This window comes from Cryobacterium cryoconiti (assembly GCF_004403065.1).
Taxonomy (GTDB): Bacteria; Actinomycetota; Actinomycetes; order Actinomycetales; family Microbacteriaceae; genus Cryobacterium; species Cryobacterium cryoconiti.
The window spans coordinates 14,883-41,212 of the sequence record NZ_SOHA01000039.1; the positions used below are offsets into that span (position 1 = coordinate 14,883).

Sequence of the window (26,330 nt, forward strand, 5' to 3'; positions counted from 1 at the left end):
TCGTGTCGCGGGGGTTCAGCGGCGACGGGCAGGCACCCAGCCGAGCCAGAGCATGACGGCGCCGCCGACGAGCAACCCCCAGAAGGCAGAGCCGATGCCGAGCACCGACACGCCCGATGCCGTGACCAGGAACGTCGTAATCGCGACGAGGCGGCGCCGCTCGTCCTCGAGTGCGCCGGTGATGCTCGTGACGAGCGCCCCGAGGAGCGCCAGACCGGCCACGGCGGTGATCAGGATCGGCGGTGACGCCGCCACCAGCGCGGCCGCATAGCCGGCACCGAGGCCGAGCACCAGATAGGCCGCCCCCGATGACGCCGTGGCGATCCACCGTTTCGAGCGGTCGGGGTGCGCATCGGGACTGGCCATCAGGGCGGCCGTGATCGCCGCCAGATTGATGCCGTGCGCGCCGAACACCGATCCCGCCGCGGTCGCCAGGCCGGAACCGACCAGGATCGCACGGGGCGGCGGCTGGTAGCCGAAGGTGGACAGCACCACGAAACCCGGCACGTTCTGCCCGGCCATCGTCACGATGAACAGCGGCAGCCCCAGGCTCACGATCACGATCGGGTCGAACACCGGGGCCACGAAAACGAGAGCCGGGGCCGATGAAGGCGCGGTCAGCCAGCCGGTTCCCTCGGTGAGGGCGATGCCGATCGCCGCCACGACCATGGCGGCCGGCACGGCCCAGGGACGCGCCAGCTTGAATACCACCAGCCAGACCACGACGACCGGTACCGCGAGCAGGGGCTGCTGGACGGATGCCGTCACCGGGGCCAGACAGATCGGGAACAGGATGCCCGCCAGCATCGCACTCGCGATCGGTTTGGGGATGCTCGTGATGGCACGGCCCAGCACCGGCCACAGCCCGGAGAGCACGATCAGGGCCCCGCAGACCAGGAACGCACCGACGGCGGCGTCGAAGTCGTTCGGCGTCTGCCCGGCGGCCACCAGCAGCGCCGCCCCGGGCGTCGACCAGGCGAACGAGATGGGCATCCTGAAGTACCACGGCAGGAGGATGCAGGTGACGCCGACCAGCAGGCAGAGGGCGAGCAGGCCGGATGCCGCCTGGGCGCCACTCGCTCCGACAGCCTGCAGCCCCGCGATAACCAGCACGAACGAGCTGGCGAAACCGGTGATAGCCGCCACAACGCCGGCGAAGACGGGTTGATACACGGCGGCCTCGGCTCAGGCCGACAGACCTAGGCGGACTTCTCCACCCGGCGGGCCTTGTGCAGCACGATGGTGGGCTCGGCGTTGTCGAGCACGGCCGCCCGGGTGACCACGACGCGCGCCACCTCGGCGCTGGACGGCACCTCGAACATGATCGGCCCGAGCACCTCCTCCATGATCGCGCGCAGACCGCGCGCACCCGTCTTGCGCAGCACCGCGAGGTCGGCGATGGCTTCCAGTGCCGGCTGCTCGAATTCGAGCTCGACGCCGTCGATCTCGAACATGCGCTGGTACTGCCGCACGAGGGCATTCTTGGGCACGGTCAGGATCTGCATCAGAGCAGACTGGTCGAGCTGGGTGACGGTGGTGACCACCGGGAGGCGACCGATGAACTCGGGGATCAGCCCGAACTTGTGCAGGTCTTCGGGCAGAACCTCGCTGAACAGGTTGACGTCGTCGCCCTTGCTGTGCAGCGGAGCGCCGAAGCCGATGCCCTTCTTGCCGGCCCGGGTGGAGATGATGTCGTCGAGGCCCGCGAACGCACCGGCCACGATGAACAGCACATTGGTGGTGTCGATCTGGATGAATTCCTGGTGCGGATGTTTACGCCCACCCTGCGGCGGGACCGAGGCCACGGTGCCCTCGAGGATTTTCAGCAGCGCCTGCTGCACACCCTCGCCGGACACGTCACGGGTGATCGAAGGGTTCTCGGCCTTGCGCGCGATCTTGTCGATCTCGTCGATGTAGATGATGCCGGTCTCAGCGCGTTTGACGTCGTAGTCCGCGGCCTGGATGAGCTTGAGGAGGATGTTCTCCACGTCTTCACCGACGTAGCCGGCCTCGGTGAGGGCCGTTGCATCTGCCACGGCGAACGGAACGTTGAGGCGCTTCGCGAGCGTCTGGGCCAGGTAGGTCTTGCCGCAGCCGGTGGGGCCGATCAACAGGATGTTGGACTTGGCGATCTCCACGTCGTCGCGGATGGCGTCGGCGGCCGTGAGGGTGGCCCGGGAGCGCACACGCTTGTAATGGTTGTAGACGGCAACGGCGAGGGCACGCTTGGCGGCTTCCTGACCGATGACGTATTCCTCGAGGAAGCCGAAGATCTCTTTCGGCTTGGGCAGTTCGAACTCGCCGGGCCCGTCTTCAGCGGTGGCCTCGGCCAGGCGCTCTTCGATGATCTCGTTGCACAACTCGACGCACTCGTCGCAGATGTACACGCCGGGGCCCGCAATGAGCTGCTGCACCTGCTTCTGGCTCTTTCCACAGAACGAGCACTTCAACAGGTCGGCGCTTTCGCCTATTCGGGCCATCCGTCAGCCTCCTCCATCGATCAGCTGCATTGAGCCTAGCTTGTGCCCGTGTACCCCGGGTGCAGGCTGACCGCTTGCGTCGAATAACGTTCCGGCACCGTTCTACCCGATGCCGCCGACATGCAGAACGCGACGGATGCCCGGCTCAACCGAGCCTGGACATCCGTCGCGTTCATGGTGCGCTCGCTTATTTGACGAGCGTGGGCACGTTTTTGCGGCTGGTCAGGATCTGGTCGATCAGGCCGTACTCGAGGGCCTCGGCCGAGCCGAGGATCTTGTCACGGTCGATGTCCTTGTGAACCTGCTCCGCGGTGCGGTTGGAGTGGTGGGCGATGGTGAATTCGAGCCATTCACGCATCCGCTGAATCTCGGCGGCCTGGATCTCGATGTCGGACGCCTGACCGCCACCCTGTCCACCGGCCGACGGCTGGTGGATGAGGATTCGCGCGTTCGGCAGGGCGAGGCGCTTTCCCGGCGTTCCGCCGGCCAGCAGCACGGCGGCAGCGGACGCCGCCTGGCCGAGGCAGACCGTCTGAATGTGGGGACGGATGTACTGCATGGTGTCGTAGATCGCCGTCATCGCGGTGAAGGAACCACCGGGTGAGTTGATGTACATCACGATGTCACGGTCTGGGTCCTGGCTCTCGAGCACCAGGAGCTGGGCCATGACGTCATCGGCGGACGCGTCGTCGACCTGCACGCCGAGGAAGATGATGCGGTCCTCGAAAAGCTTCGCGTAGGGGTCCTGGCGCTTGTAGCCGTAGGCCGTGCGCTCTTCGAACGTGGGGAGGATGTACCGGGCTTCGGGTGACTGCGGAGCGCGGCCCCCGGCCTGGTGACCAAAGTTGGTGAATTCCATGTCTCTCGCCCGTCCTAGTTCTTGTTCACTGAGTCGTCGGTGCCGCCGCCGCCGACCACTTCCGACGCGGAGCCGCGCAGGTGGTCGACGAAACCGTAGGCCACGGCCTCGTCAGCAGTGAACCAGTTGTCACGGTCGTTGTCGATGAGGACCTGCTCGACCGACTTGCCGGTCTGCTCGGCAGTCAGTTCGGCCATCCGCTTTTTCATGTCCAGGATGACCTTGGCCTGGGTCTGGATGTCGGCGGCCGTGCCACCGAATCCGCCGGACGGCTGGTGCAACAGCACGCGCGCGTTGGGCGTGATGTACCGCTTGCCCTTGGTGCCGGAGGACAACAGGAACTGTCCCATCGACGCCGCGAGACCGATGCCGACGGTGACGATGTCGTTCGGAACGAACCTCATCGTGTCGTAAATGGCCATGCCTGCCGTGATGGAGCCGCCGGGCGAGTTGATGTACAGGAAGATGTCGCGCTCCGAGTCCTCTGCGGCCAGCAGCAGGATCTTGGCACAGATCTCGTTGGCGTTCTCATCCCGGACCTCTGAACCCAGCCAGATGATGCGGTCTTTCAGCAGTCGGTCAAAAACGCCGGGTGTGGGTGTCATATCGGCCATGTCGCGCTCCGTTTCACTTGTCGCTTCAGGAATGAATCTATAGGAGCCAACGCTCCGGAACGGCTCTGTTCGCCCTCGGCAGATAACCCGCGGCCCCGCGCCGCGCTGGCGCGCCACGTTCGAGGGGCGAAAACACGAAACGGGCCGGATGTCTGTGACATCCGGCCCGTCGTCCCGCGTGAGCGGTGCGGAGCTACTCCTTGGCGGCGGCAGCCTTCTTCTTCGCCGCGGCGGCCTTGGCCTTGGCGGCCTTCGCTGCCTTGGCCTTGGCGGCCTTGGCCTCAGCCTCAGCGGCTTCAGCGTCGGCGTCTTCAGCGGTCTCGTCGCCGTCGGCGTCCTCGTCGGACTCCTCGTCGGCAACCGCGACGAACTCGGACAGGTCAACGGCGTTGCCGTTGGAGTCAACGACCTCCGCCTTGCCCAGGGCGATGGCGAGGGCCTTGTTGCGGGCGACCTCGGCCACCATCGACGGGATCTGACCGTTGCCGCTGAGGGCCTGAACGAACTCGCTCGGGTCCATACCGTACTGAGCAGCGCCCTGGATCAGGTACTGGGTGAGCTCGTCCTGGCTGACCTGGACCTTCTCGGCCTCGGCGATGGTGTCGAGCAGGATCTGCTGACGGAACGTCTTCTCGCTGGCCTCGGTGACCTCGGCACGGTGCTCGGCGTCTTCGAGGCGGTTCTCACCCTCGAGGTGACGGCGAACCTCATCCTCGATGATCGCAGCCGGGATCGGGACCTCGACCGAGGTCAGGAGCTGCTCGACGAGCAGCTCCCGAGCCTGCGTGCCCTGGCCGAAGACCTTGGAGCGCTCGACCTGGCCCTTGAGGCTCTCGGTCAGCTCGGCGATGGTGTCGAACTCGCTGGCGATCTGCGCGAAGTCGTCGTCGGCGGTGGGAAGCTCGCGCTCCTTGACGGCGCCGACGGTGACGGTGATCTCGGCCGTCTCACCCTCGTGGTCCCCACCCATGAGGTTGGAGTTGAAGGTGGTGGTCTCGCCGGCGCTGAGGGCGTCGAGCGCCTCGTCGATTCCGTCGATGAGGTCTCCGGAGCCGACCTCGTAGGAGATGCCGGTGGCGTTGTCGACCTCGACACCGCTGATGGCGGCGATCAGGTCGATCTGCACGAAGTCACCCGTGGTGGCCGGGCGGTCGACGGTGACGAGCGTGCCGAAGCGGCTGCGCAGGTTGTCGAGCTCCTCGGCGACCTCGGCGTCGGACACCTCGACGGCGTCGACGGTGAGCTTCAGGCCGGAGTAGGCCGGCAGGTCGATCTCGGGGCGCACGTCGACCTCGATGGCCAACTCAAGGTCTCCGGAGAAGTCCTTGTCGCTGGGCCAGGCGACGATGTCGGCCTCGGGGCGGCCCAGCGGGCGCAGCTTGTGCTCGGTCACGGCCGCGCGGTAGAAACCGTCGAGGCTCTCGTTGACCGCGTGCTCCAGCACGGCGGACTTGCCCACGCGCTGGTCGATGATGGCCGGCGGGACCTTGCCCTTGCGGAAGCCGGGAATGTTGATGTCCTCGGCGATGTGGCCGTAGGCGTGGGTGATGCTGGGCTTCAACTCCTCGGGGGCCACCGAGATGGTGACCTTCGCGCGAGTGGGGCTCAGCTTTTCTACCGTGGACTTCACGTGGCAATCTCCTGTGTTCGACCGATGTATGTGGGGGTGATGGTCGGGGCGACAGGATTCGAACCTGCGACCTCTCGGCCCCAAACCGAGCGCTCTACCAAGCTGAGCTACGCCCCGGACAAAATCTCGACCCGGTGGTGGGCATCCGCTTGGCGCGCGAAGTTCACGCTTTCGACGGAATGACCTCGTTAAGCCTACTGCACAGGCTGGATGCCGCGGGCCGGGTGGTGCAGCGCGCGCCGCCCAACGTGTACTACGCTGAGTGAGTGCGCAGGAGACTGCGTTCGGGGGATGTAGCTCAATGGTAGAGCCTCAGTTTTCCAAACTGATGGCGCGGGTTCGATTCCCGTCATCCCCTCCACACCACCGCCTTTCACGCTCAGTCGAGGCCGAGTCCGTCCAGGGTCGCCCGCAGCGTGGCCGCCGAGTGCTCGAACAGTTCCTGCTCCTTGTCGTTGAAGGGCACCTCGATCACGCGCGAGACGCCCTCGGCGTTGATCACGCTCGGCACGGAGAGTGCCACGTTGCTGATGCCGCGGTAGTCGGTGAGAACCGAGCTGACCGGCAGAACCGCGCCCTCGTCGCGCAGCACGGCCTCGACGATGCGGGCGCCGGAGAGCCCGATCGCGTAGTTCGTGGCGCCCTTACCGGCGATGACCTTGTAGGCCGCGGACTTCACGCTTTCGGTGATGGCCTCGAACTCCGCCTCGGAGAACGGCACCAGACCCTTGGGCGAGATGTCGTCCTGCACCCACTGGGCCAGGGAGATCGGGCCGATCCGGGCCTGCGACCAGAGCGGGAACTCCGAGTCGCCGTGTTCGCCGACGATCACAGCGTGCACGTTGGCGATCGCGACCCCCACCCGGTGCGCGAGCATCCAGCGCAGCCGGGACGAGTCGAGCACCGTGCCGGATCCGAAGACCCGTGCGGCCGGCAGCCCGCTGAACTGGCGGGCCGCGTAGGCCAGCACGTCGCAGGGGTTGGTGACGAGCATGTAGACGGCGTCGGGGGCCCGCTCAACCAGCTTGGGCATCAGCTCCCGCAGGATCCCGACGTTGACGCCCGCCATCTCGAGGCGGGACTGACCGGGGTGCTGCCGGGCGCCGGCCGTGATCACAACCATGTTCGCGCCGGCGATGGCGTCGAGGTCGCTGCCGCCGGCCACGCAGGAGGCGCCGGTGAACTGGGTGCCGTGGGCCAGGTCGAGAACCTCCGCCTCCACCTTGGGCCCGTTGATGTCGTACAGCACCACTTCGCGTGCGGACTGCCGGATCAGCGCAGCGTAGGCCAGGGACGACCCGACAGCCCCGGCTCCGATGATGGCCAGCTTGGAATTCTCGATCTCACTCATGAGTCGATTCTGCTCCTCACTGAGCCGGGTCCGGACATCCGGATGCTCAGCAAACGTTCAGTGTCGCAGGTAGGTGAGCACGGCCAGCACCCGGCGGTGGTCCGAACCCGAGTCGTCGAGCCCCAGCTTCAGGAAGATCGACGTGACGTTCTTCTCGACCGCGCCGACCCCGATCACGAGCAGGGCGGAGATGGCCGCGTTGGTGCGCCCCTCCGCCATCAGCCCGAGCACGTCACGCTCCCGCGGCGTGAGGGCCGCGAGCGGGTCGGTGCGCCGGGCCAACAGCTCACGCACGACCTGCGGGTCGAGCACGGTTCCACCGGCGCTGATCCGGTTGACGGCGTCGCGCAGTTCCTCGAGCGAAGCCACCCGGTCCTTGAGCAGGTAGCCCAGTCCCCCGTTGCCGGCGGCGAGCAGCTCGTGCGCATAGGTGCCCTCCACGTACTGGCTGAGCAGCAGGATGCCCACCGAGGGCAGTCTGCGGCGCAGTTCCAGCGCGGCCCGCACGCCCTCGTCCCGGAAGGTCGGCGGCATCCGCACGTCGAGCACGGCAATGTCGGGCCGCACGGCGTCGACCTCGGCGAGCAGGGCATCCGCATCGCCGTAGGAGGCGACGGTCTCGAACCCTGCCTCGTCGAACAGTCGGATCAGGCCCTCGCGGAGCAGCACCGAGTCTTCGGCCAGCACGATCCGCAGCGGCGGCGTGGTGGCCGGGGGCAGGGCTGGGGCGAGGGCGGTCATCCGTTCAGGATACGGTGACGACGCGCGCCGGCCCGGCCGCGGGCAGCGGGATATGGGCCCCGATCGCGGTCGGTCCGCCATCGGGGCTCCGCACCGAGAGCACGCCGCGGAGGCCGCGGAGGCGCTCGTCGAGCCCCTGCAGGCCGTGGGCGTCGATCAGCCGCGCCCCGCCGATGCCGTCGTCGATCACCCAGAGGTCGAGCCAAGTGGCGCCGGCGGCGCCGGTGCTCTCGTCCCCCGGCACGCCGCGCAGCGCCAGATGCAGACGGATGCTCGTGGCCCGGGAGTGCTTGGCGGCGTTCGTGAGCAGCTCCGCGGCCACGAAATATGCGCTGCGCTCGATCTCGCTGGGCAGCCGCAGCGCGGGATCGACCTGCAGTTCGAGCCGCACCGGGATGGTGCTGCGCGCCGCGAGGGACTCGAGACCGGCGAGGAGGCCGCGGTCCTGCAGGATGGGCGGCACCAGCCCGCGGGACAGCGCCCGCAACTCCTCCAGGGTGTCGTGCGCCTGTTCCCGGGCCTCGGCGATCAGCGTGCGGGCGGCCTCCGGGTCGGTGCCGAGCTTGCGTTCGGCGCTGGCGAGGTCCATCTGCAGCCTCACCAGGCGCTGCTGCGGGCCGTCATGGATGTCCCGTTCCAGGCGCCGCAGGGACTGGTCCTCCGCCGAGACGGCCGCCCCGCGCGACGCGCTGAGGTCGGCGACCTCGCGCTGCAACGCCTCGGACCGCCAGGCACCCAGGATTCCGCGGGCCGTGAACTGGTGCAGCAGGGTGAAAGCGTGCGTGATGAACGGCAGGGTGAGCACGAAGATCAGGCCGAGTGCGAGCTGGAAGATGCTCTCGCCCAGCAGCGGGTCGATCTGCACCGTGTTGCCCGGCAGCATCCAGTCGAGGATCACGTCGTGCAGCCAGACGCCGTCGGTGCCGGTCAGGAAGCGCCCCCAGAACCAGTAGCTGATACCGCCGAGCCCCACCGACAACCAGATCACCGTGAGAGTCCAGCTGACCAGGCCGAGCACGACGTTCACGACCATGCCGTGCAGCAGGTAGAGCCAGTAGTGCCCGTTGACGAGCGGGCCGAGCAGGGCGCGGAGGGTGGAGGCAGGCTCCCCCGGGGCGTCCCACCGCGGCGGGGTGATGGCAGGCTGGCCGGCCCAGCGCAGACGCGCGAGTTCGACCAGGCCGAAGCCGCGGGCGAGGTACAGGGCCGCCACGACCACGACGATCCCGACGATGACGGCGAGCAGCCCCACGCCCGTGAAGAAGACGGTGCTCAGCACGGCGAGCGCGATCACGGCCACCGGGAGGGTCAGCAGCAGGAAGAGCGCTTCCCGGGGGGCTCGGCGCCAGAGCGCGCCGTAGCCGGTGCTGCGTCGGGGGGTTTCGGTCGGCTGGGTCATGGTGTCCTCCGGTAAGTCTGTCGGATTCAGCCTGATCGCTGGTCGAATCCGGCGACATCCCGCTGGCAACCGGATGACGGCGGGGGGTAACCCCCGGCTCTTGGGTGGAGGGGGGGTCTCGACAAGCTCGACCACCGGGGCTCGACTGCCGGGGCTCGACTGCCGGGTCTCGACAAGCTCGACCACCGGGTCTCGACTGCCGGGGCTCGACTGCCGGGTCTCGACAAGCTCGACCTCCGGAGCTCGACCAACGGGGCTCGACTGCCGGGCGGCGGTCAGAGGGCGGTGTGGGTGAAGCGGCCGGCGAGCAGGGTGGCGGCCACGGGCATCCGTCGCAGATCGGGCACGGAGGCGACGAACGGGTCGATCTCACAGACCGCGAGGTCGGCGACGTCACCCACCAGGACGCGGTGCCTGCCGCGGGCGGATGCGGCCAGCGCGGCCTGCCGCGAAACGGACTGTTCGGCGTGCCAGGGTTCGCGGCCGTCGCGGGTGCGTCCCACAGCGGCGGCGATGCCCACCCACGGGTCCAGCGGGGCGACCGGGGCGTCGGACCCGAGGGCGAGTGTGACCCCGGCGTCCAGCAGGCTCTTCAGCACGAAGGCCCGGTCGGTGCGTCCCGCCCAGTAGCGGTCGGCGACGTCCCGGTCGTCGAGGGCGTGCTCGGGCTGAACGCTCGCCACCACGCCCAGCCGGGCGAAGCGGGCGACGTCCCCCGGTGCGAGAAGCTGGGCGTGCTCGATGCTTCCGGGGCAGCCGAGCTGCTCGAACGCGTCGAGCGCGAGCGCGTTGGCGCGGTCGCCGATGGCGTGCACGGCGGGGCGGAGGCCCGCGGCGACGGCCCGGGCGAGGTGCGTGAGCAGTTCCTCCGGCGGCACGTTCAGCTGCCCGTGCGACCCGGGCTGCCCCTCCAGGCCGGGGTACTCGTCGACGCAGTACGCGGTGCGGGTGTTCAGCGACCCGTCGGTGATTACCTTGTAGGGTCCCACCGTGAGCAGCCCGCCGGTTTCGGCGATGCCGGCCCCACTCCGCAACCCGAGGGCGATGGCACGCTCCAGATGCTGCGTGTAGACGCCGAACTCGACCCGCAACGCGTCGGTGCCGCCCTGGATGCGCCGCTGCCAGGTGGCGAGGTTCCAGTTCATCTCCAGGTCGACGATTCCCACCACCCCGCGGGATGCCGCGACTCGGGCGGCGCTGTCGGCCCAGGCGTCCATCACAGTGTCGGGCACCTCGGCGAGCGCCCGCACCACGGCGAAGCAGTCCTCTTCCCGGAGCAGTCCGGTGGGGTGCTCCGGGTGACCGTGCCGGGCGAGCGCGGCCGAATTCAGCCAGCAGGCGTGCAGGTCGCCGCTGATCAGCACGACCGGAACGGTGCCCGCGGCGGCGTCCAGCAGGGCCCGGCTCGGGGCATCCGGCCAGAGACCGTCGCGGAACCCGAACCCGACCAGGGTCTCCCCCGAGCCCACACCGGGCGCCCACCCGGCGACGAGGGCCGCCACGGCCGCGGCGCTGCTCGCGCCGGTCAGATCCAGCCGCTGATTCGTCTGCGCCCACTGGCTGAAATGCACGTGGTTGTCCCAGAGGCCCGGGATCAGCCAGCGCTCCTCCAGGTCGACCGAACGGATGCCCGCCGCCGCCTGACCGAGGTACCCCAGCCGGCGCACCCGGCCGTCGACGATGAGCGTGTCGACGATCTCGTCGCTGCCCGGCAGCCGGCCGTTCCGCAACACCAGCGGCGGTGCCGCCGCGGGCGTCGGGATGGGTGGCGCTGCGGGCCTGTCCTCGCTCACCGGTCCACCGCGTTCGCCCGGCGCATTGCGGCGGCGAGAGCCGGGCTCGCGTAGGGCCCGTCGCCGTCGAGTTCGCCCAGGATGCGCGCCACGGTCTCGGCCGGTTTGTTCTGGCTGAGCTTGCTCTTGGCGGTCAGGCGGCTCACCCTGAGGCGGAAGCCGACCGTGCCGGCCACGATGCGCGCGGCATAGGCGGCGTTGGCCGGGGTGCCGAACAGGCGGCGCGGCTCAGGCATCCGCTCTTCGAAATGGTCGACCAGTCGGTCCAGCACCCGCAGGTTCTCCTCGTCACTGAGCACCTCGGGCGTGCCGTACAGGTGCGCCGTGACGAAATTCCAGGTGGGCACGGCGGGCTTCTCGTCGTACCAGCCCGGCGAGATGTAGCCGTGGGGACCCTGGATGATCACCAGCACCTCATGTCGGCCGAGCTCGTGCAGCGCCTCGTCGGGACGCCCCACGTGACTGACCAGCACCACCTCGTCGGCCTCCTCGGACTGCTCGTCGAGCAGCACGGGATAGTGCGAGGCCACCAGGCCCGCATCCGTGTGACTGATCAGGGTGGCCCACGGGTTCTCCCGGATGAGACGGCGGATCTCGGCCGGGTCATCGAGCGCGAAACTGGGGTTGTGTCTCATCGGTTTCCCGTTCTGGTCGTGGGGCAGATCAGGTGGAGCAGGTCAGGCCTGGCACGTGGGGCACCAGTACAGCTTGCGGGCGGCCATCTCCTCGAGGGCGATGTGGGTGCCGCAGACCCGGCAGGGCAGTCCCTCGCGCTTGTAGACCCAGTGCCGGTCGGCCCGTCTGCGCAGGGCGCGCCCATAGGCGGCGTCGCCGAGGCCGTCCATGGTCAGCATCTGCCCGGTCGTCACGCCGATCTTCAGCAGGTGCGCCCAGTCACGCCAGAGGGCCCGGGCCTGCTCGTCGCTGAGCGACTTGCCCGGCGCGTGAGGATTCAGCCCCGCCCGGAACAAAAGCTCCGCCCGGTAGACGTTGCCGATGCCGCTGACCACCAACTGGTCCATCAGCAGGCGACCGATCGGGGTGGGCTTCTTCCGCACCACCGTGACGAAGCGGTCCTCGGCGGCGGGGCCGTCATCGAGCAGGGGGTCAGGGCCGAGGCGGTCCATCGCCACCTGCACCTCCTGAGGGTCGAGCACCACGCAGGCCGTGGGCCCGCGCAGGTCCGCCACGACGTCATCCGCCAGCAGGCGCACCCGTACCTGGCCGATGGGTTCGGGCGGGAAGCCGTCGGGTTCGATGCTGACCTTCTCGCCCTCCGCCATCCGAAGCCGGGTCAGGCGGGGGGCGCCGATGCTGTGCAGGGAGTCCTCGCCGGCCGAGTCGAGCATCTGATCATCCGCCACGCGCGCGATCGGACGCCGCCTGCGATTCCTGAGGGCGGCGTCCGTGCCGTTCGCGTGGATGTCCCCGGCGAAGTCCCAGGCCCCGTAGAGCCCCAGGTGCACGCGCAACCAGAGCCCGTGGTCGAACTCCAGGAACATCTGCTTTCCGACGGCACGGGCATCCGTCATGATGTGGCCGTCGAGCATCGCCGCACCGTCGACGAACCGGCCCTGCGGTGACGACAACCGAATTCGTTTGCCCACGAAGTTACGGGCGAACTGGCGAGCGATGCGATGGACGGAATGACCCTCGGGCACGGTTAGTCGGCGAGACGCGTGCCGTTGATGGTGCAGTGGGTTTCGTACTCCGCCAGCTGCAGGATGCGGCGGCAGTGTCGTTCGTCGCCGGGGAACGGTTCGGCGATGAAGGCGTCGATGAAGTCGATGGCGTCCTCGATGGGGTGCTGCCGGGCGCCGATCGAGATGACGTTCGCGTCGTTGTGCTCGCGGGCGAGCTTGGCGGTGCTGAGGCTCCAGACCAGCGCGGCGCGCACGCCCTTCACCTTGTTCGCCGCCATCTGCTCGCCATTGCCCGAGCCGCCGAACACGACGCCGAGCGCGTCGACTCCCCGGGACAGATCGGCGACGACGGCCTCGGCCGCCCGGATGCAGAAAGCGGGGTAGTCGTCGAGGGCGTCGTAGACCTCCGGTCCGTGGTCCACAACATCGTGGCCGGCCAGGGTGAGGTGCGTGACCAGCTGGTGACTGAAATCGAGTCCGGCGTGGTCAGTGGCGATGTGGATGCGCATGCATCCGATTCTATTTACTCGGCCGACGCGGCCGGTACCGTGGTCACCGGGGCGAAGATGGGTCCGACGGTGCGCGAGCGCTTCATCTCGAAGAAGCCGTCGTAGCCGGCGACGGCCACCACGCCGTCCCAGAGCTTGAGAGCCGCGTCGCCGCTCGGTGCGGGCGAGATGACCGGACCGAAGAACGCCACGTCGTTGACGGCGATGACGGGGGTTCCGACATCCTGGCCGACCCGTTCCATACCGTCGAAGTGGCTGGCCCGCATCTGCACGTCGTAGTGGTCGCTGTCGGCCCAGTCGGCGAAGGATGCCGGCAGGCCCACCTCGGCGAGCGCGGCCGGGATGACCTCGTCAGGGTTGATGCTGCCACCGGGGTGGATGCGGACGCCGAGGGCGTCGTAGAGCGCCTTGACCGTGTTCTGGCCGTGCAGTTCCTGCGCGGCCGTCACCAGTCGGGTGTATTTCAGTGCCCGCGGGAAGAACGCCCGGTGCTCCTCGGACACGTCCTGGTCCTCGTTCAGAACGGCGAGACTCATCACTTTCCACTCGACGTCGAATCCGCGCAGGGCGGAGACCTCATCCACCCACCGAGAGGTCATCCAGGCCCAGGGGCAGGAGGGGTCGAACCAGAACTTCACAGAGTCAGCCATGAGGCAAGCCTAGGTCTCCGCTCGCTGAGAAAGTGCCGGTGGGAGCCTCAGGTAAACCCCTGTCCAGAGGGGGTATCCCCAGCAAAATGTCTGGTTATTGCCTATTTTCGGCTAAAATTATTCGTTATGCCCGAAAGCGGGCCCTCAATTTTCGTAACACCGTGATCTACCCGAGAGAAGCTCCAATGCCCAGAACTACCTCATATTCCGGCGCCGACGGCACCGCGATGAAGACCAAGAAACCGCTTCTGCAGCGCCGATTAAAGGTGTCCCACGTGAACGTGGTCGATCAGTCGAGACTCAAGAAAGCGCTCGGCGGAACCATCGTCGGAAACACGATGGAATGGTACGACGTCGGCGTGTTCGGCTACCTGATCACGACCATGGGCCCGGTCTTCCTGCCCGAATCCGACCCGACGGTGCAGACCCTGTTCCTGCTCGGCACCTTCGCCGCGACCTTCATCGCCCGCCCGCTGGGTGGTGTGTTCTTCGGCTGGCTCGGGGACAAGATCGGCCGGCAGAAGGTGCTGTCGATGACCCTGATGCTGATGGCCGCATCCACTTTTGCCGTGGGCCTTCTGCCCGGCTACGCCCAGGTGGGCATGCTCGCCGCCGCCCTGTTGGTCTTCACCAAGCTCGTGCAGGGCTTCTCGACCGGTGGCGAGTACGCCGGTGCGACCACCTTCGTCAGCGAGCACTCGCCTGACAAGCACCGTGGCTTCTTCGCCAGCCTGCTCGACATGGGCAGCTACCTCGGTTTCGCCATCGGCGCCGCGCTCGTCTCCATCCTGCAGGTCACCCTCGGGCAGCCCGTGATGGAGGACTGGGGCTGGCGCATCCCGTTCCTGATCGCCGGACCGCTCGGCCTGATCGCCATCTGGTTCCGTCTGAAGATCGAGGAATCCCCCACCTTCCAGGCCACCCTGGACGCCAAGGAACTGGCCGCCACCGACCCGTCGTTCACCGACGAGTCCGCCGCGTCCAACGGCCCGCTCAGCATCTTCAAGAACCACTGGCGGGGCATCATCGTCGCGATGCTCCTCGTTGCAGCGGCCAACACGCTCGGCTACGCACTCACCTCGTACATGCCCACCTACCTCACGGCCACCAAGGGCTACGACGAGTTGCACGGCACGCTGCTGACCATCCCGATCCTCGTCGTCATGGCGCTCTGCATCCCCCTGGCCGGCCGTCTGTCGGACAAGATCGGCCGCCGCCCCGTGCTCTGGATGGGTGCGTCCAGTGCCATCGTGCTGTCCATCCCCGCCTTCCTGCTGATCGACATCGGAGAAATCTGGACGACACTGCTCGGCCTGGCCCTGATCGCCCTGCCCGTCACGTTCTACGTCGCCAACCTCGCTTCGGCCCTGCCGGCGCTGTTCCCGACCGAAAGCCGTTACGGCGCAATGGGCATCGCCTACAACTTCTCGGTGGCCATCTTCGGTGGCACCACGCCGTTCATCATCGCGGCGCTGATCGCCACGACCGAGAACGACATGATGCCGGCGTACTACCTGATGGGGACATCCGTCATCGGTGCCGTCGCGATCTTCTTCCTGCGCGAGTCGGCCGGGCGCCCGCTGCTCGGGTCCATGCCCAGCGTGGATACGGTCTTCGAGGCCCGGGAGCTCGTCGCCACCCAGGACGACAACCCCACCCTGGACACCGACGAGATGCCGTTCGATGAGACGTACGAGCCGCCGACCTCGTCGATGGACCTGTCATCTCTGATGACGGAGACAGAGGCCGAGCCCGAGCCCGAGCCGCTGAAGGTCTAGCCACCCGCTCCGCTCCACGACTGTTGCCCGATCGGACGACTGTTGCCGCTACACCGGCAACAGTCGTCCGGCCGGGCAACAGTTGGTTGGGGAGAGGATCGTAGACTTGTCCGATGACCACGACGCCTCCGACCGAGCCCGCTCCCGTGGCCGAGTCCTCCCCGGGCATCGACCCTGCCGAGATGGCGATCGCGCTGCGCGTGCTTGCCTCCCTCAGCGAGATCGACCCCGAAGACCCCGACTTCGTCACCGTGCGGCAGGCCACCGCCAAGATGTTCAAGTCCGTGAAGATGGTGCGCCGCGGTGAGAAGCGGCAGGCGATAGCGGATGCCGACCGTCAGGTGATCGCCGCGACCGCGACCGGCGCCCCCACCCGCATCGACGACGAGACCGTCGGCGCCCAGCTGCGCCTCGGCACGGAGCAGGCGTCGGCCGGCGAGTTGCTCGTGCCGCGCGCCTGCTACATCTGCAAGCAGAAGTACACCCTCGTCGACGCCTTCTACCACCAGCTCTGCCCCACCTGCGCGGCCATGAGCCACGAGAAGCGGGACGCCCGCACCGACCTCACCGGCAAGCGCGCCCTGCTCACCGGCGGCCGCGCGAAGATCGGCATGTACATCGCCCTGCGCCTGCTGCGCGACGGCGCCCACACCACCATCACCACCCGGTTCCCCCGCGACGCGGTGCGCCGCTTCAGCGCCATGCCCGACTCGGGCGACTGGCTGCACCGCCTGCGCATCGTCGGGATCGACCTGCGCGACCCGGCCCAGGTGATCGGCCTGGCCGACTCCGTCGCCGCGGCCGGACCGCTGGACATCCTGATCAACAACGCCGCCCAGACCGTGCGCCGCTCCCCCGGCTCCTACTCGATGCTGGTCGAGGCGGAGCAGTCGCCGCTGCCGGAGGGCATCATCCCCGAGATCGTCACGTTCGGGCATACCAGCGACGCGCACCCCACCGCGCTGGCGGCATCCGTCACCAGCCACCCGATCCTGGCCGCGGCGGCCGGCGCCACCGGCGCGCTCACCGCCGACGATCTGACCGCTTTGGCCCTCGCGCCGGGCTCCTCATCGCTCGAGCGACTCGCCGCCGGCACCGCGATCGACGCCGGCGGGCTCGTGCCCGACCTGCACGACGAGAACAGCTGGACCGCGAATGTGCAAGACGTCGACCCGTTGGAGATGCTGGAGGTGCAGCTCTGCAACACCACGGCCCCGTTCCTGCTGGTGAGCCGTCTGCGGTCCTCGCTCGCGGCATCCGACGCCCGCCGCACCTACATCGTGAACGTGTCGGCGATGGAGGGCGTGTTCGGCCGCGGGTACAAGGGTCCAGGCCACCCGCACACGAACATGGCCAAGGCCGCGCTGAACATGCTCACCCGCACCAGCGCGAAGGAGATGCTGTCCGACGGCATCCTGATGACCAGCGTCGACACCGGCTGGATCACGGATGAGCGGCCGCACCCCACCAAGATCCGCCTCGCCGAGGAGGGCTTCCACGCGCCCCTCGACCTGGTCGACGGCGCGGCCCGGGTCTACGACCCGATCGTGCGCGGCGAGGCCGGCGAAGACCTCTGCGGCGTCTTTCTGAAGGACTACAAGCCCGGCACCTGGTGACGCTCCGCGGGTGATGCAGCGGTCGGCGACGGTTCACGGCGGTTGGCGGCGGTTGACAGCCCGCGAGCACCGGTCGACGCTGGGCCCGAAGGCAGCCAGCCGTGCTGCCTCAGTGCACGGAGAGGGCGGCAATGAAGCTCACGGTCAACATCTTCCTCACCCTGGATGGCGTCATGCAGGGCCCGGGAGGCCTGGACGAGGACACCTCCGGCGGCTTCGAGCGCGGGGGCTGGCTCGTCCCCCCGCCGACGAGGGGTTCGGTCGGATCGTCGACGGCTGGTTCGCCGCGGCCGACGCAACCCTGCTCGGACGCACGACGTACCTGAGCATGCAGCCGTACTGGGAGCAGGTCACCGACCCGGACAACCCGGTGGCGACAGCCCTCAACGGGCTGCCGAAGTACGTGGTCTCGACCACACTCACGGACCCGACCTGGAACAACTCCACCGTGGTCGCCACGGACATCCTCGAGTCGGTGGCACAGCTCAAGGCCCGGCCGGGGCGCGAGTTGCAGGTGCACGGCAGTTGCCTCCTGGCCCGCTCCCTGCACGACGCGGGCCTGGTGGACGAATACCGGCTGATTTACTTCCCCGTCGTCGTCGGCCAGGGCAAGCGGCTCTTCGACTCGGGCTCCGTGCCGTCGACGTTCACACTGGAGCAGTGCGTGACGACCAATGCCGGAGCGGTCGGTCTGACTTTCCGCCCGACGACCTTCGTGACCGCCGACCTCGAGATGCCGGAGGGCGGCGCGGAGGCGGTTCGGGAGCAGCACTGATCTCTCGCGGTCGCCGCGAGACGGAGCTACACTCCCCGCATGGAAAAACTCCACTACACCGTTCGAATCGAAGCCCCCGCGCACACCGTCTGGACCACGATGCTCGACGACGACACGTACCAGGAGTGGGCGAGCGCGTTCAACGAGGGTTCCCACTACGAAGGCAGTTGGGATCTCGGCAGCGAGATCCGTTTCCTGGGGCCCGACGAAGACGGTGCGATCGGCGGCATGATCGGCACCGTCATCGAAAACCGGCCGGACGAGCTCGTCACCGTCGAATATTTCGGAGACATCATGAAGGGCGTCGAACGCACCGGTGACGAGGCGCTGTTCTCCGGCGCCCTCGAGAGCTACTCCTTCAGCGAGTCCGACGGCGTCACCACTGTCGAGGTGGCGGTCGACACCGAGGAGGAGTACGTGTCGATGTTCGACGAGCTCTGGCCGGTCGCTCTCGCCACGCTCAAGGACCTCGCCGAGGCACGCTGAGCCGCGCCGCCAAAGCAGGCCCTGCCGGGGCGTCAGCCGAGACCGTCTTCGTCGGCAAGCCAGTGCAGGGCCCGACCGTGCGGCTGCGTGTAGGCGATGGGCTCGGCGTCGAGGGCCAGCACGAAGTCGGTGGATGCGGCGGGGACCGATCGCATCCGTTCACTGACCGCGGGCACGACGTTCCGTCCCTCGTTCGACAGCCAGCGCACGGGCAGCCGCGCGAGCGTCGCCGTGAACCGGCGCGTGGCCGCCTCGTCGAGGTAGGCGAGCACCGCAGTATGGAACACGACCACGGTGGCCCCGGCGGGCGCCTGGGCGAGGAGCGTCACGATCTGCTCATTGAGGTCCCCGCGCACGATGCGGGCCGGTTCCGCCCGGGCGACGGTCACCGCTGCACGCAGCCTCGCGCGGCGATCATCGTGCTCCGGCCAGATCAGCGCGTCCAGCCAGGCCACGTCGGTCTCGTCGTGCACGGAGAGCGGGTTGAGGTCGATGCCGGCCCGCCAGACCACGGTGGGCAGGCCGGGCGGCACGGGCACCGGTCCCGTGGTGGTGCAGTCGAGGACGACCGCACTCGGCCCTGAGACGGGATGCAGCATCCGTTCGGCTCCGTCGCCGTCCGCATACCGGTAGCTGTACCGGTCGGGGTACAGGCACAACCCCGCGGATGCCCCTACCTCGATCAGCGCGAGCGGTCCGGGAATCGCGGCGAGCGCCGGGAGCAGAACAGCACAGCGGGCAGGTTCATTCGTCTGGGTGGAGTGGCTGAGACAGGTTTCCTCGACGGCGGCCCAGTGCGCGGCCAGCCAGGCCGCGAAGGCGGCATACCCCGAGACCGGAGCGCCGGTGAACCGCGCCGCGCTGAAGACCAGGTTCGGCTGCCGTTTCGGGGCCGGGAGGCGGTCGATCCGGGCAATGGTGACCGGGTCCTCCGCGACCCCGCGCGCCCACGCCTCGTAGCAGGCGCTCAGGCCGTGCGCCTCCACCTCGGCGAACTGGCGGTAGCGGTCGGACGTCGCCGCCAGCGGGTCGGTGCTCGCTCTCATGCCGACACCCTATTCCGTGAGCGATTCCATGGGCGGGCGGGGAGGTGATTCCTGTCCACCGGCAGCGGGTGGGGTCCAGATGTACGGGGTCGTCATGGTCAAGGCCTGGAAGCCCAACCGGAACAGGATCGGTGCGCTGTCTGCGGAGGCGTCCACCTGCAGGTAGCGCACCCCGCGCTCCTGCGCGAGCCGAGCACGGTGGGCCACCAGCGCCCGGTAGAGACCGCGGCCCCGCCACGCGGCCAGAGTCGAGCCGCCCCAGAGCCCCGCGAAGTCCGTTCCCGAAGTGAATTCGAGACGGCACGAGGAGACTACCTCGCCGCCGGCCTCCGCGACGAAGACGAGCACGTCGTGCGGTGCCGCGCGCACACTTGTCTCCAGCTGGTCGGCCAGCCAGGAATGGTCCGAATCCCAAACCTGGGTCTGCAGCGCGGCGATGCGCTCGAAATCGGATCGGCTGTGGGCCTGCCGCATCGTCACGCCGGCCGGCAGCACGGGCTCCGCGCCGAGGCGTGCGGTCTCGGCCACCACGACCGTCTCCGGTTCGTCGGGCAGGAAACCGGCCGCGAACAGGCGGTCCGGAAGGTCGACCGGCAGATCGTGACTGCGGGTCTTCCACTCCACGGCTTCGCCACGGGCCGCGAAGACGTCGCGCTGTTCCCTGATCAGCGCGTCAAGCTCGGCGCCGGTCACCCCGACGTCGCGGGCCGTCTCCACGAACCCCTGGTGCCGCCCCGAGACACGCAGCACCGGCCCCTGCAGGTCGTAGTGGATGCCCGGCGGCAGGTCGGTCGGAACCCGCATCCGCAGCTGGGTGTCGTAGGCGGAAAGCAGTTCGTCGAGGTTCATCATCGTGCCTCACCCTATTCCGAGCCCATATCCGGACGCTTACCCCCATGCAGGCACCATATTCCTTGGCTAGGCTTGGTATCCGTGCGCCACGTCACAAGCGTCAGCATGCGCGCACACCGCTGAACCGAGATGGAGAAACCGTTGCCCGGAGAGAACCTCACCAGGATCGAAGCCCAGGAGCGCGCCGCGCTCGTCACCGTTGCGAGCTATGAGGTCACGCTCGACCTCACGACCGGACCTGAGACGTTCGGCAGCGAGACCACGGTGCACTTCACCGCGACGCCTGGGGGGTCCACCTTCATCGACGCGATCACCCGCACGGTGCACTCGGTGACGCTCAACGGAGCCGCGCTCGACCCGTCGGTCGTCAGTGACGGCATCCGGATTCAGCTCGACGGCCTGGCCGCCGAGAACACGCTCACCGTCGTCGCCGACGCCGAGTACACCAACACCGGCGAGGGCCTGCACCGCTTCGTCGACCCGGTCGACAACGAGGTCTACCTCTACAGCCAGTTCGAGGTGCCCGACTCCCGCCGCGTCTTCGCCGTGTTCGAGCAGCCCGACCTCAAGGCCACGTTCGCCTTCACCGTCACCGCCCCCGCCGCCTGGGAAGTCATCTCCAACTCCGTCACGCCCGAACCGACGGATGCCGGCAACGAGAGCAAGACCTGGGCGTTCGCCCCCACCCACACCATCTCCAGCTACATCACGGCCCTCGTCGCCGGCCCCTACGCCGTCGTGCGCAGCGAGTTGACCTCCAGCGACGGCCGCGTCATCCCGCTCGGCCTCTTCTGCCGCAAGAGCCTGTTCGAGTACCTCGACGCCGACTACCTGTTCGAGAAGACCCGCCAGGGCTTCGAATACTTCGAGGGCAAGTTCAACTACCCGTACCCGTTCGACAAGTACGACCAGATGTTCGTGCCGGAGTTCAACGCGGGCGCCATGGAGAACGCCGGCGCGGTCACTTTCACGGAAACCTACGTGTTCCGTTCCAAGGTCACCGACGCCATCAAGGAACGCCGCGTCGTCACGGTGCTGCACGAACTGGCGCACATGTGGTTCGGCGACCTGGTCACCATGAAGTGGTGGAACGACCTGTGGCTGAACGAGTCGTTCGCCGAGTGGGCGTCGACCATGGCCACCGCCGAGGCCACCGAGTGGACCGAAGCGTGGACCACCTTCGCCGTGATGGAGAAGAGCTGGGCCTACAAGCAGGACCAGCTGCCCTCCACCCACCCGATTACCGCCACGATCACCGATCTCGAAGACGTGCAGGTCAACTTCGACGGCATCACGTATGCCAAGGGCGGCTCCGTTCTCAAGCAGCTGGTGGCCTGGGTCGGCCGCGACGAATTCTTCACCGGCGTCGCCGCGTACTTCCAGAAGCACCAGTGGGGCAACACCGAGCTGAACGACCTGATGGTCGAACTCGAGGCCTCCAGTGGCCGCGACCTCACCCAGTGGACCAAGCTGTGGCTCGAGACCGCGGGCGTCAACACCCTGCGCCCGGAGATCGCCGTCGACGATACCGGCATCATCACCGGTTTCACGGTGCTGCAGACGGCCGCCGCCGACTACCCCACCATCCGCCCGCACCGCCTCGCCATCGGCTTCTACGACCTGGCTGACGGCACCCTGGTGCGCACGCACCGGGTCGAGATCGACGTCGACGGCGAGCAGACGGATGTCCCGTCGCTGCTCGGTATGAAGCGTCCCGACCTCGTTCTGCTCAACGACGACGACCTGGCCTACGCCAAGATCCGTCTCGACCCGGCGTCGCAGGAGGTGGCCCTCGAAAACCTGTCCGCGATCGAGAGCCCCCTGGCCCGCGCCATCATCTGGGGTGCCGTCTGGGACGCGACCCGCGACGCCGAGACCTCGGCGCGCGACTTCATCACGCTCGTGCTCGGCAATGTCGCGACGGAGTCCGAGTCCACCACGCTGCGCACCGTGCTCGGCCAGGTCGTGCTCGCCGCCACGTACTACGTCGCGGAGGAATTCCGCACGGCGACAATCAAGGAGGTCGGGGACGCGCTCTGGTCCCTCGCCCGCCACGCCGAGGCCGGCACCGACGAGCAGTTCCAGTTCGTGAAGTTCTTCGCCGCCATTGCGTCCACCGAGAGCCAGCTGGCATCCGTCGCCGCGCTCCTGGACGGCTCGGTGCCGCTCGACGGCCTCGAGATCGACACGGACCTGGCCTGGGAGCTGCTCATCGCCCTGGTCGCCGGCGGCAAGGCCGGAGCGGCCGAGATCGACGCCGCCCTGGCCGCGGACAACACCGCGACCGGCGCCCAGTCGGCCGCCCAGGCGCGCGCCGCCATCCCCACCCGGGAGGGCAAGCAGGCCGCCTGGTCGTCACTGATCGACGCGGACACCGCACCGAACACCATCGTGCGCGTCACGGCCGCCGGCATCCTGCGCGCCAACGACACGACGCTGCTGGAACCGTTCGTCGACCAGTACTTCGCCATGCTGCAGCCGATCTGGGAGGCGCGCAGCTTCTCGATCGCGGAGAAGCTGGTGCTCGGCCTGTACCCGGCGCCGCTCGCCAACCAGGCGCTCGTCGCCGCGACGCGCACCTGGCTCGACGCCAACCCGGAGCCGCTCGCGCTGCGCCGCCTGGTGATCGAGAACCTCGCCGGGGTCGAGCGCGCCCTCGCCGCACAGGCGCGCGACGCGGAGTAGCCACCCGCAGCATCCGTCCCACCCGCACCGTTCGAGGGCCCTGTCGCACCAGCGCGACAGGGCCCTCAGGTTTTGGACAGGGCGCGGCTCTGTAGACTCGTCTCGTTATGGACTTTGACGCAATCTGGCTTGAACTGACCGACTTCTTCTCCATCATCCTGTGGCTCAAGATCATCAACATCGTGGCCATCATCGTGGGCGCACTGGTGATCCGCTGGGTGTTGCGCTTCGTGATCGACCGCGTGGTGCAACAGATCGTCACGGGCGTGAAGAAGACCCAGAACGTCGAGGACACGCAGGCGCTGAGCGTCTCGCCACTGGCCGCCGTGCGCGTGGTGCAACGTACCCGCACGCTGGGTTCGGTGCTGTCGAACATCATCAACGTGACGCTCTTGATCGTCACGATCCTGCTGATCGTGAACACCGCCAACAGCGACATCCTCGGCTCCTTCGCCCTGCTCACTGCCGCGCTCGGCGCCGGCCTCGGTTTCGGCGCCCAGAACATCGTCAAGGACATCCTGAACGGGCTGTTCATGGTCGTGGAGGACCAGATCGGCGTGGGCGACGTCGTTGACGTCGGCTTCGCGTCCGGAGTCGTCGAGACCGTCGGCATCCGGGTCACCCAGGTTCGTGACGTCGACGGCACCCTGTGGTTCGTGCGCAACGGCGAGATCCTGCGCGTCGGCAACATGTCCCAGGGCTGGGCCCGCGTGATCATCGACCTTGCGATCCCCTACTCGTCTGATGTCGAGGCCGTGCAGAATGAGCTGTTGCGCGTCGCAAAGGCGCTGGCCTCCAGCCGCAAGTGGCGGTCGGTCATCCTCGAAAAGCCGGAGATCTGGGGTCTCGAGTCGATCTCGGCGGAGGCCCTCGTCGTGCGCCTCGTCGTGAAGACCCGGGTGGCCGCCAAGTGGGACTTCGCCCGCGACCTGCGCCTGCACCTCAAGAAGGCCCTCGACGGGCTCGGCATCGGGCTCACCCCCCTGAACAGCGTGGTCATGGCCGGCACGGATGGCGCAGTCACCGCTTCCTCCGCCCCGACCTCCGGGCACACCCCCGATGCCGCCGAGGAAGCCGCCGCTGCCATGCCGGATCCTGCAACGGGTCCCTTCCTCGCGCCCATCCCGGTGCGCAAGAACAAGGCACCGCGCGCCCCCCGCCGGCCCAAGACCGCGGGCACCGCCCAGACTCCCCCGGAGCCGGTGCCGGAGCCGGAGGCCGCCAAACCCCTCCCGCCGAAGGCAACCACGCCCAGGACCGTCCCTGTCAGGACGCAGCCGGCCAAGGCTCCGACGCCCAAGACCGAGGCCCCGACGCACACGGCACCCGATCCGGAGGTCCACGATGACTGATGACGCCAGCACTCCTCTGCCCGGCGGCCCCGCACCGGCCACCCCCGGCGCGGTCCACCTGCGCGACGGGGAGAACGGGGCCGCGCTCGGCGCCACGTTCTACGCGCAGGTCGGCGGTCGGCCGTTCTTCGAGGGACTCGTGAACGAGTTCTACCGCGGGGTCGCCACCGACCCTGTGCTGAAACCGATGTACCCGGAGGCGGACCTGGGCCCGGCAGCCGAACGTCTGACCATGTTCCTCGAGCAGTACTGGGGCGGTCCGGGTACCTACAGCGAGCAGCGCGGTCACCCGCGCCTGCGCCAGCGGCACCAACCGTTCAAGGTGAACCCGGATGCCCGCGATCGCTGGCTCCTCCACATGCGCGCCGCCGTCGATCAGGCCGGCCTGCCGCCGTTGCAGCGCGACCAGCTCTGGGACTACCTCGAGCGCGCGGCGTTCGCGATGCTCAACACCTTCGACGACTAGCGCCGGCGCTCGCGGATGCGCCAGCGCCGCGGCCAGCCGCTCACCCGCGGCGCACCCTATGGAAGCGGGCGCACGTTCTACCGTGCGCCCGCTTCCACAACCTGCGCCGCGACGCAGAGGTGACGGATTCCGCCGAGCTACTCCGGCTGGTCGAGCCCGGCCACGATCTCCGCTGCCGTCTCGCGTCCCATCCGGATGGCGCCGTCGACGTGCTGGTAGCCCTTACCGGCGAGGTCGCTGCAGGAGAAGAAGATCGGGCCCACCGGGGTGCGCAGGTCTGCTCCGAAGCGGGCGAGCCCGCCGAGGTCGAAGCTGGCGGCGTAGGCGCCACGCGTCCATTCCTCGGTACCCCAGTCGCTCTCGTAGTAGACGACGGGCGTCAGGGCCTTCTCGCCGAAGTAGTGCGAGAGCGAGGTGAGGATGCGCTGCTTCCTCTCCTCGGCCGACATGGTGAACACACCGTCGGCGGCCTCGTCGGAGACGAAGCCGACCAGGGTGCCGCGCGCATCGCCGAAGTTCGTGTTGTCGTACGCCTCGTGGGAGAGCTCGTAGGGGCTGAAGGCCGTGCCGGAGAGGCCGTCTTCCCGCCAGAACGGGGTCTCGTAGACGGCGTGCACCTTGATCACGAAGCCCATCGAGAGGTGCTGGTGCATCATCTGCTGGCGGCGCGGCAACGGCGGGTCGAAGGAGATCCGGGTGTACAGCACGGGCGGCACGGCCACGATCACGCGGCGCGCTCGCACCTCGAGGTCGTCGGTGAGCACACTGACGCCGGCCTCGCTCCAGCGCACGGTACGCACGGCCTGGCTGAGGAAGACGTCATCGCCGAGCTTCTCGGCGAGCAGGATCGGCACCCGCTGCAGCCCGCCGACGACCCGCTCGTCCAGGATGAAGTCGGCGTCGACGAGGTTGCTGAAGCTGCCGGCGCTGGCCGCCATCAGCAGGGCCTGGAGAGTGGAGAAAGCGTGGGCCGGTTTGGTCAGCATGGCCCCCGCGATGAACAAGCTGATGTTGTCGCGGGCTTCCTCGTCATCGGTCGCCTCCTCGAGCCAGCGGCGGAAGGAGATTTGGTCCAGCTCCACGGCGCGCGGGTGCGCCCAGGGACGGTCGGGGTCCATCTGGGCCACGAGCTCGTCGAGGGTGGATATCAGGGCCACCATCTCGCGCTCGGTGTCGGCCGATACCGGGAAGATCTCTCCCTCGAACCGGGTGCGCTCCCCTTCCGCGTTGATGTAGACGCTCTCGCCCTCGCGGTACCGGGCGAAGGTTTCCAGGCCCAGCTCGGCGATGGTCTCCTTGAGCGCATCCTGGTCGGGCGAGACCCACTGGCCGCCGATCTCGAGCATTGCGCCGTCGATCTCGTCGGTGTGCAGCCGGCCGCCGACACGGTCGCGCGCTTCGAGCACGGCCACCGTCAGGCCTGCCTTCCGCAGCTCGGTCGCGGCGGTGAGGCCGGCTGCGCCGGCGCCGATGATGACGATGTCACGTTCGATGATGCTCACGGAGTGCTCCATTGCGTTGTGCTGGTGGGGTGGGGGACGAAACTGCGGTGACGCAGGTGATGCGGGTGGTGGTGCGGCCGGCCACGAGTGTGCGGCCGGCCGC

General features: G+C 68.4%; 23 protein-coding genes and 2 tRNA genes. 8 read left to right on the forward strand and 17 right to left on the reverse strand.

The features are described 5' to 3' along the window. Positions 1-15: 15 nt before the first annotated feature. From E3T49_RS12775 to E3T49_RS12800, 6 genes are all read right to left on the reverse strand, one after another. Entirely contained in the window at positions 16-1,173 is a 1,158-nt protein-coding gene (locus tag E3T49_RS12775; RefSeq protein WP_134425289.1) for a benzoate/H(+) symporter BenE family transporter, read from the reverse strand. A 26-nt stretch (positions 1,174-1,199) separates the two neighbouring features. Next, positions 1,200-2,480, reverse strand: coding sequence for an ATP-dependent Clp protease ATP-binding subunit ClpX (gene clpX / locus E3T49_RS12780; protein ID WP_134425290.1), 1,281 nt, complete (start codon positions 2,478-2,480; stop codon positions 1,200-1,202). Positions 2,481-2,667: 187 nt separating this feature from the next. Next, a complete protein-coding gene (locus E3T49_RS12785) occupies positions 2,668-3,339 on the reverse strand; it encodes an ATP-dependent Clp protease proteolytic subunit (protein ID WP_134425291.1) in 672 nt (223 codons plus the stop codon). Positions 3,340-3,353: 14 nt separating this feature from the next. Continuing rightward, positions 3,354-3,986: an ATP-dependent Clp protease proteolytic subunit gene (locus tag E3T49_RS12790; protein ID WP_277613102.1), complete on the reverse strand. Its 633-nt coding sequence runs from the start codon at positions 3,984-3,986 to the stop codon at positions 3,354-3,356. A 160-nt stretch (positions 3,987-4,146) separates the two neighbouring features. Next, entirely contained in the window at positions 4,147-5,583 is a 1,437-nt protein-coding gene (gene tig, locus E3T49_RS12795; RefSeq protein WP_166785546.1) for a trigger factor, read from the reverse strand. Between the two features lie 40 nt (positions 5,584-5,623). Continuing rightward, positions 5,624-5,700, reverse strand: a tRNA-Pro gene (locus tag E3T49_RS12800). Between the two features lie 170 nt (positions 5,701-5,870). Between E3T49_RS12800 and E3T49_RS12805 the strand changes: the two genes are divergently transcribed. Further along, positions 5,871-5,944, forward strand: a tRNA-Gly gene (locus E3T49_RS12805). A gap of 18 nt (positions 5,945-5,962) precedes the next feature. Here E3T49_RS12805 and E3T49_RS12810 read toward each other — a convergent pair. The 8 genes from E3T49_RS12810 to E3T49_RS12845 form a co-directional block, all read right to left on the reverse strand. Continuing rightward, positions 5,963-6,934 (reverse strand): L-lactate dehydrogenase, encoded by a 972-nt coding sequence (locus E3T49_RS12810; RefSeq protein ID WP_134425293.1) that lies wholly within the window; start codon positions 6,932-6,934, stop codon positions 5,963-5,965. A 57-nt stretch (positions 6,935-6,991) separates the two neighbouring features. After that, on the reverse strand, positions 6,992-7,675 hold the full coding sequence (locus E3T49_RS12815; RefSeq protein ID WP_134425294.1) for a response regulator transcription factor: 684 nt from the start codon (positions 7,673-7,675) through the stop codon (positions 6,992-6,994). 4 nt (positions 7,676-7,679) lie between these two features. Next, complete coding sequence (locus E3T49_RS12820; protein WP_134425295.1) at positions 7,680-9,074, reverse strand: sensor histidine kinase; 1,395 nt, start codon at positions 9,072-9,074, stop codon at positions 7,680-7,682. A 275-nt stretch (positions 9,075-9,349) separates the two neighbouring features. Further along, complete coding sequence (locus E3T49_RS12825; protein WP_241972816.1) at positions 9,350-10,867, reverse strand: amidohydrolase; 1,518 nt, start codon at positions 10,865-10,867, stop codon at positions 9,350-9,352. Next, on the reverse strand, positions 10,864-11,502 hold the full coding sequence (locus E3T49_RS12830) for an FMN-binding negative transcriptional regulator (RefSeq protein WP_134425296.1): 639 nt from the start codon (positions 11,500-11,502) through the stop codon (positions 10,864-10,866). Before E3T49_RS12830 ends, E3T49_RS12825 begins: the two co-directional genes overlap by 4 nt. A 42-nt stretch (positions 11,503-11,544) precedes the next feature. After that, positions 11,545-12,528, reverse strand: a complete 984-nt coding sequence (locus E3T49_RS12835; protein ID WP_134425297.1) for an Fpg/Nei family DNA glycosylase — start codon at positions 12,526-12,528, stop codon at positions 11,545-11,547. Positions 12,529-12,530: 2 nt separating this feature from the next. Continuing rightward, on the reverse strand, positions 12,531-13,019 hold the full coding sequence (locus E3T49_RS12840; RefSeq protein ID WP_134425298.1) for a ribose-5-phosphate isomerase: 489 nt from the start codon (positions 13,017-13,019) through the stop codon (positions 12,531-12,533). Between the two features lie 14 nt (positions 13,020-13,033). Further along, positions 13,034-13,669 (reverse strand): mycothiol-dependent nitroreductase Rv2466c family protein, encoded by a 636-nt coding sequence (locus E3T49_RS12845; protein WP_134425299.1) that lies wholly within the window; start codon positions 13,667-13,669, stop codon positions 13,034-13,036. A 185-nt stretch (positions 13,670-13,854) separates the two neighbouring features. On the opposite strand from E3T49_RS12845, the gene E3T49_RS12850 reads away from it, so the two are divergent. The 4 genes from E3T49_RS12850 (at position 13,855) to E3T49_RS12865 (ending at position 18,324) form a co-directional block, all read left to right on the forward strand. Beyond that, complete coding sequence (locus tag E3T49_RS12850) at positions 13,855-15,447, forward strand: MFS transporter (protein ID WP_134425300.1); 1,593 nt, start codon at positions 13,855-13,857, stop codon at positions 15,445-15,447. Positions 15,448-15,560: 113 nt separating this feature from the next. Next, positions 15,561-17,063: an SDR family NAD(P)-dependent oxidoreductase gene (locus tag E3T49_RS12855; RefSeq protein ID WP_134425301.1), complete on the forward strand. Its 1,503-nt coding sequence runs from the start codon at positions 15,561-15,563 to the stop codon at positions 17,061-17,063. A 13-nt stretch (positions 17,064-17,076) separates the two neighbouring features. Then, a complete protein-coding gene (locus E3T49_RS12860) occupies positions 17,077-17,838 on the forward strand; it encodes a dihydrofolate reductase family protein (RefSeq protein ID WP_241972827.1) in 762 nt (253 codons plus the stop codon). A gap of 39 nt (positions 17,839-17,877) precedes the next feature. Then, positions 17,878-18,324 carry an SRPBCC family protein gene (locus tag E3T49_RS12865; protein WP_134425302.1) on the forward strand — a complete coding sequence of 149 codons (447 nt, stop codon included), beginning with the start codon at positions 17,878-17,880 and terminating at the stop codon, positions 18,322-18,324. A 32-nt stretch (positions 18,325-18,356) separates the two neighbouring features. Here E3T49_RS12865 and E3T49_RS12870 read toward each other — a convergent pair whose 3' ends face one another. Both E3T49_RS12870 and E3T49_RS12875 read right to left on the reverse strand, forming a co-directional pair. Then, a complete protein-coding gene (locus E3T49_RS12870; RefSeq protein WP_134425303.1) occupies positions 18,357-19,370 on the reverse strand; it encodes a DUF2332 domain-containing protein in 1,014 nt (337 codons plus the stop codon). 9 nt (positions 19,371-19,379) lie between these two features. Then, a complete protein-coding gene (locus E3T49_RS12875; protein WP_134425304.1) occupies positions 19,380-20,222 on the reverse strand; it encodes a GNAT family N-acetyltransferase in 843 nt (280 codons plus the stop codon). 141 nt (positions 20,223-20,363) lie between these two features. Between E3T49_RS12875 and pepN the strand changes: the two genes are divergently transcribed. The 3 genes from pepN (at position 20,364) to E3T49_RS12890 (ending at position 24,725) form a co-directional block, all read left to right on the forward strand. Then, complete coding sequence (gene pepN / locus E3T49_RS12880; protein WP_134425305.1) at positions 20,364-22,907, forward strand: aminopeptidase N; 2,544 nt, start codon at positions 20,364-20,366, stop codon at positions 22,905-22,907. Positions 22,908-23,014: 107 nt separating this feature from the next. Then, positions 23,015-24,259: a mechanosensitive ion channel family protein gene (locus tag E3T49_RS12885; protein ID WP_134425306.1), complete on the forward strand. Its 1,245-nt coding sequence runs from the start codon at positions 23,015-23,017 to the stop codon at positions 24,257-24,259. After that, a complete protein-coding gene (locus tag E3T49_RS12890) occupies positions 24,252-24,725 on the forward strand; it encodes a globin (protein WP_134425307.1) in 474 nt (157 codons plus the stop codon). The genes E3T49_RS12885 and E3T49_RS12890 overlap by 8 nt, the downstream gene beginning before the upstream one ends. A 137-nt stretch (positions 24,726-24,862) precedes the next feature. Here the strand turns inward: E3T49_RS12890 and E3T49_RS12895 are convergent, their stop codons facing one another. Next, positions 24,863-26,239 (reverse strand): flavin monoamine oxidase family protein, encoded by a 1,377-nt coding sequence (locus E3T49_RS12895; protein ID WP_134425308.1) that lies wholly within the window; start codon positions 26,237-26,239, stop codon positions 24,863-24,865. Positions 26,240-26,330 lie beyond the last annotated feature (91 nt).

Excerpts from the sequence above, each read along its gene's own strand:
- E3T49_RS12850 (WP_134425300.1), top strand. The coding sequence starts at position 13,855 with ATGCCCAGAACTACCTCATATTCCGGCGCCGACGGCACCGCGATGAAG.
- E3T49_RS12895 (WP_134425308.1), bottom strand. The coding sequence starts at position 26,239 with ATGGAGCACTCCGTGAGCATCATCGAACGTGACATCGTCATCATCGGC.
- clpX (WP_134425290.1), bottom strand. The coding sequence starts at position 2,480 with ATGGCCCGAATAGGCGAAAGCGCCGACCTGTTGAAGTGCTCGTTCTGT.
- E3T49_RS12875 (WP_134425304.1), bottom strand. The coding sequence starts at position 20,222 with ATGATGAACCTCGACGAACTGCTTTCCGCCTACGACACCCAGCTGCGG.
- E3T49_RS12890 (WP_134425307.1), top strand. The coding sequence starts at position 24,252 with ATGACTGATGACGCCAGCACTCCTCTGCCCGGCGGCCCCGCACCGGCC.
- E3T49_RS12865 (WP_134425302.1), top strand. The coding sequence starts at position 17,878 with ATGGAAAAACTCCACTACACCGTTCGAATCGAAGCCCCCGCGCACACC.
- E3T49_RS12810 (WP_134425293.1), bottom strand. The coding sequence starts at position 6,934 with ATGAGTGAGATCGAGAATTCCAAGCTGGCCATCATCGGAGCCGGGGCT.
- E3T49_RS12870 (WP_134425303.1), bottom strand. The coding sequence starts at position 19,370 with ATGAGAGCGAGCACCGACCCGCTGGCGGCGACGTCCGACCGCTACCGC.
- E3T49_RS12855 (WP_134425301.1), top strand. The coding sequence starts at position 15,561 with ATGACCACGACGCCTCCGACCGAGCCCGCTCCCGTGGCCGAGTCCTCC.
- E3T49_RS12830 (WP_134425296.1), bottom strand. The coding sequence starts at position 11,502 with ATGAGACACAACCCCAGTTTCGCGCTCGATGACCCGGCCGAGATCCGC.
- E3T49_RS12785 (WP_134425291.1), bottom strand. The coding sequence starts at position 3,339 with ATGGAATTCACCAACTTTGGTCACCAGGCCGGGGGCCGCGCTCCGCAG.
- E3T49_RS12820 (WP_134425295.1), bottom strand. The coding sequence starts at position 9,074 with ATGACCCAGCCGACCGAAACCCCCCGACGCAGCACCGGCTACGGCGCG.
- E3T49_RS12860 (WP_241972827.1), top strand. The coding sequence starts at position 17,077 with ATGCAGCGGTCGGCGACGGTTCACGGCGGTTGGCGGCGGTTGACAGCC.
- E3T49_RS12840 (WP_134425298.1), bottom strand. The coding sequence starts at position 13,019 with ATGCGCATCCACATCGCCACTGACCACGCCGGACTCGATTTCAGTCAC.
- E3T49_RS12845 (WP_134425299.1), bottom strand. The coding sequence starts at position 13,669 with ATGGCTGACTCTGTGAAGTTCTGGTTCGACCCCTCCTGCCCCTGGGCC.
- E3T49_RS12815 (WP_134425294.1), bottom strand. The coding sequence starts at position 7,675 with ATGACCGCCCTCGCCCCAGCCCTGCCCCCGGCCACCACGCCGCCGCTG.
- E3T49_RS12885 (WP_134425306.1), top strand. The coding sequence starts at position 23,015 with ATGGACTTTGACGCAATCTGGCTTGAACTGACCGACTTCTTCTCCATC.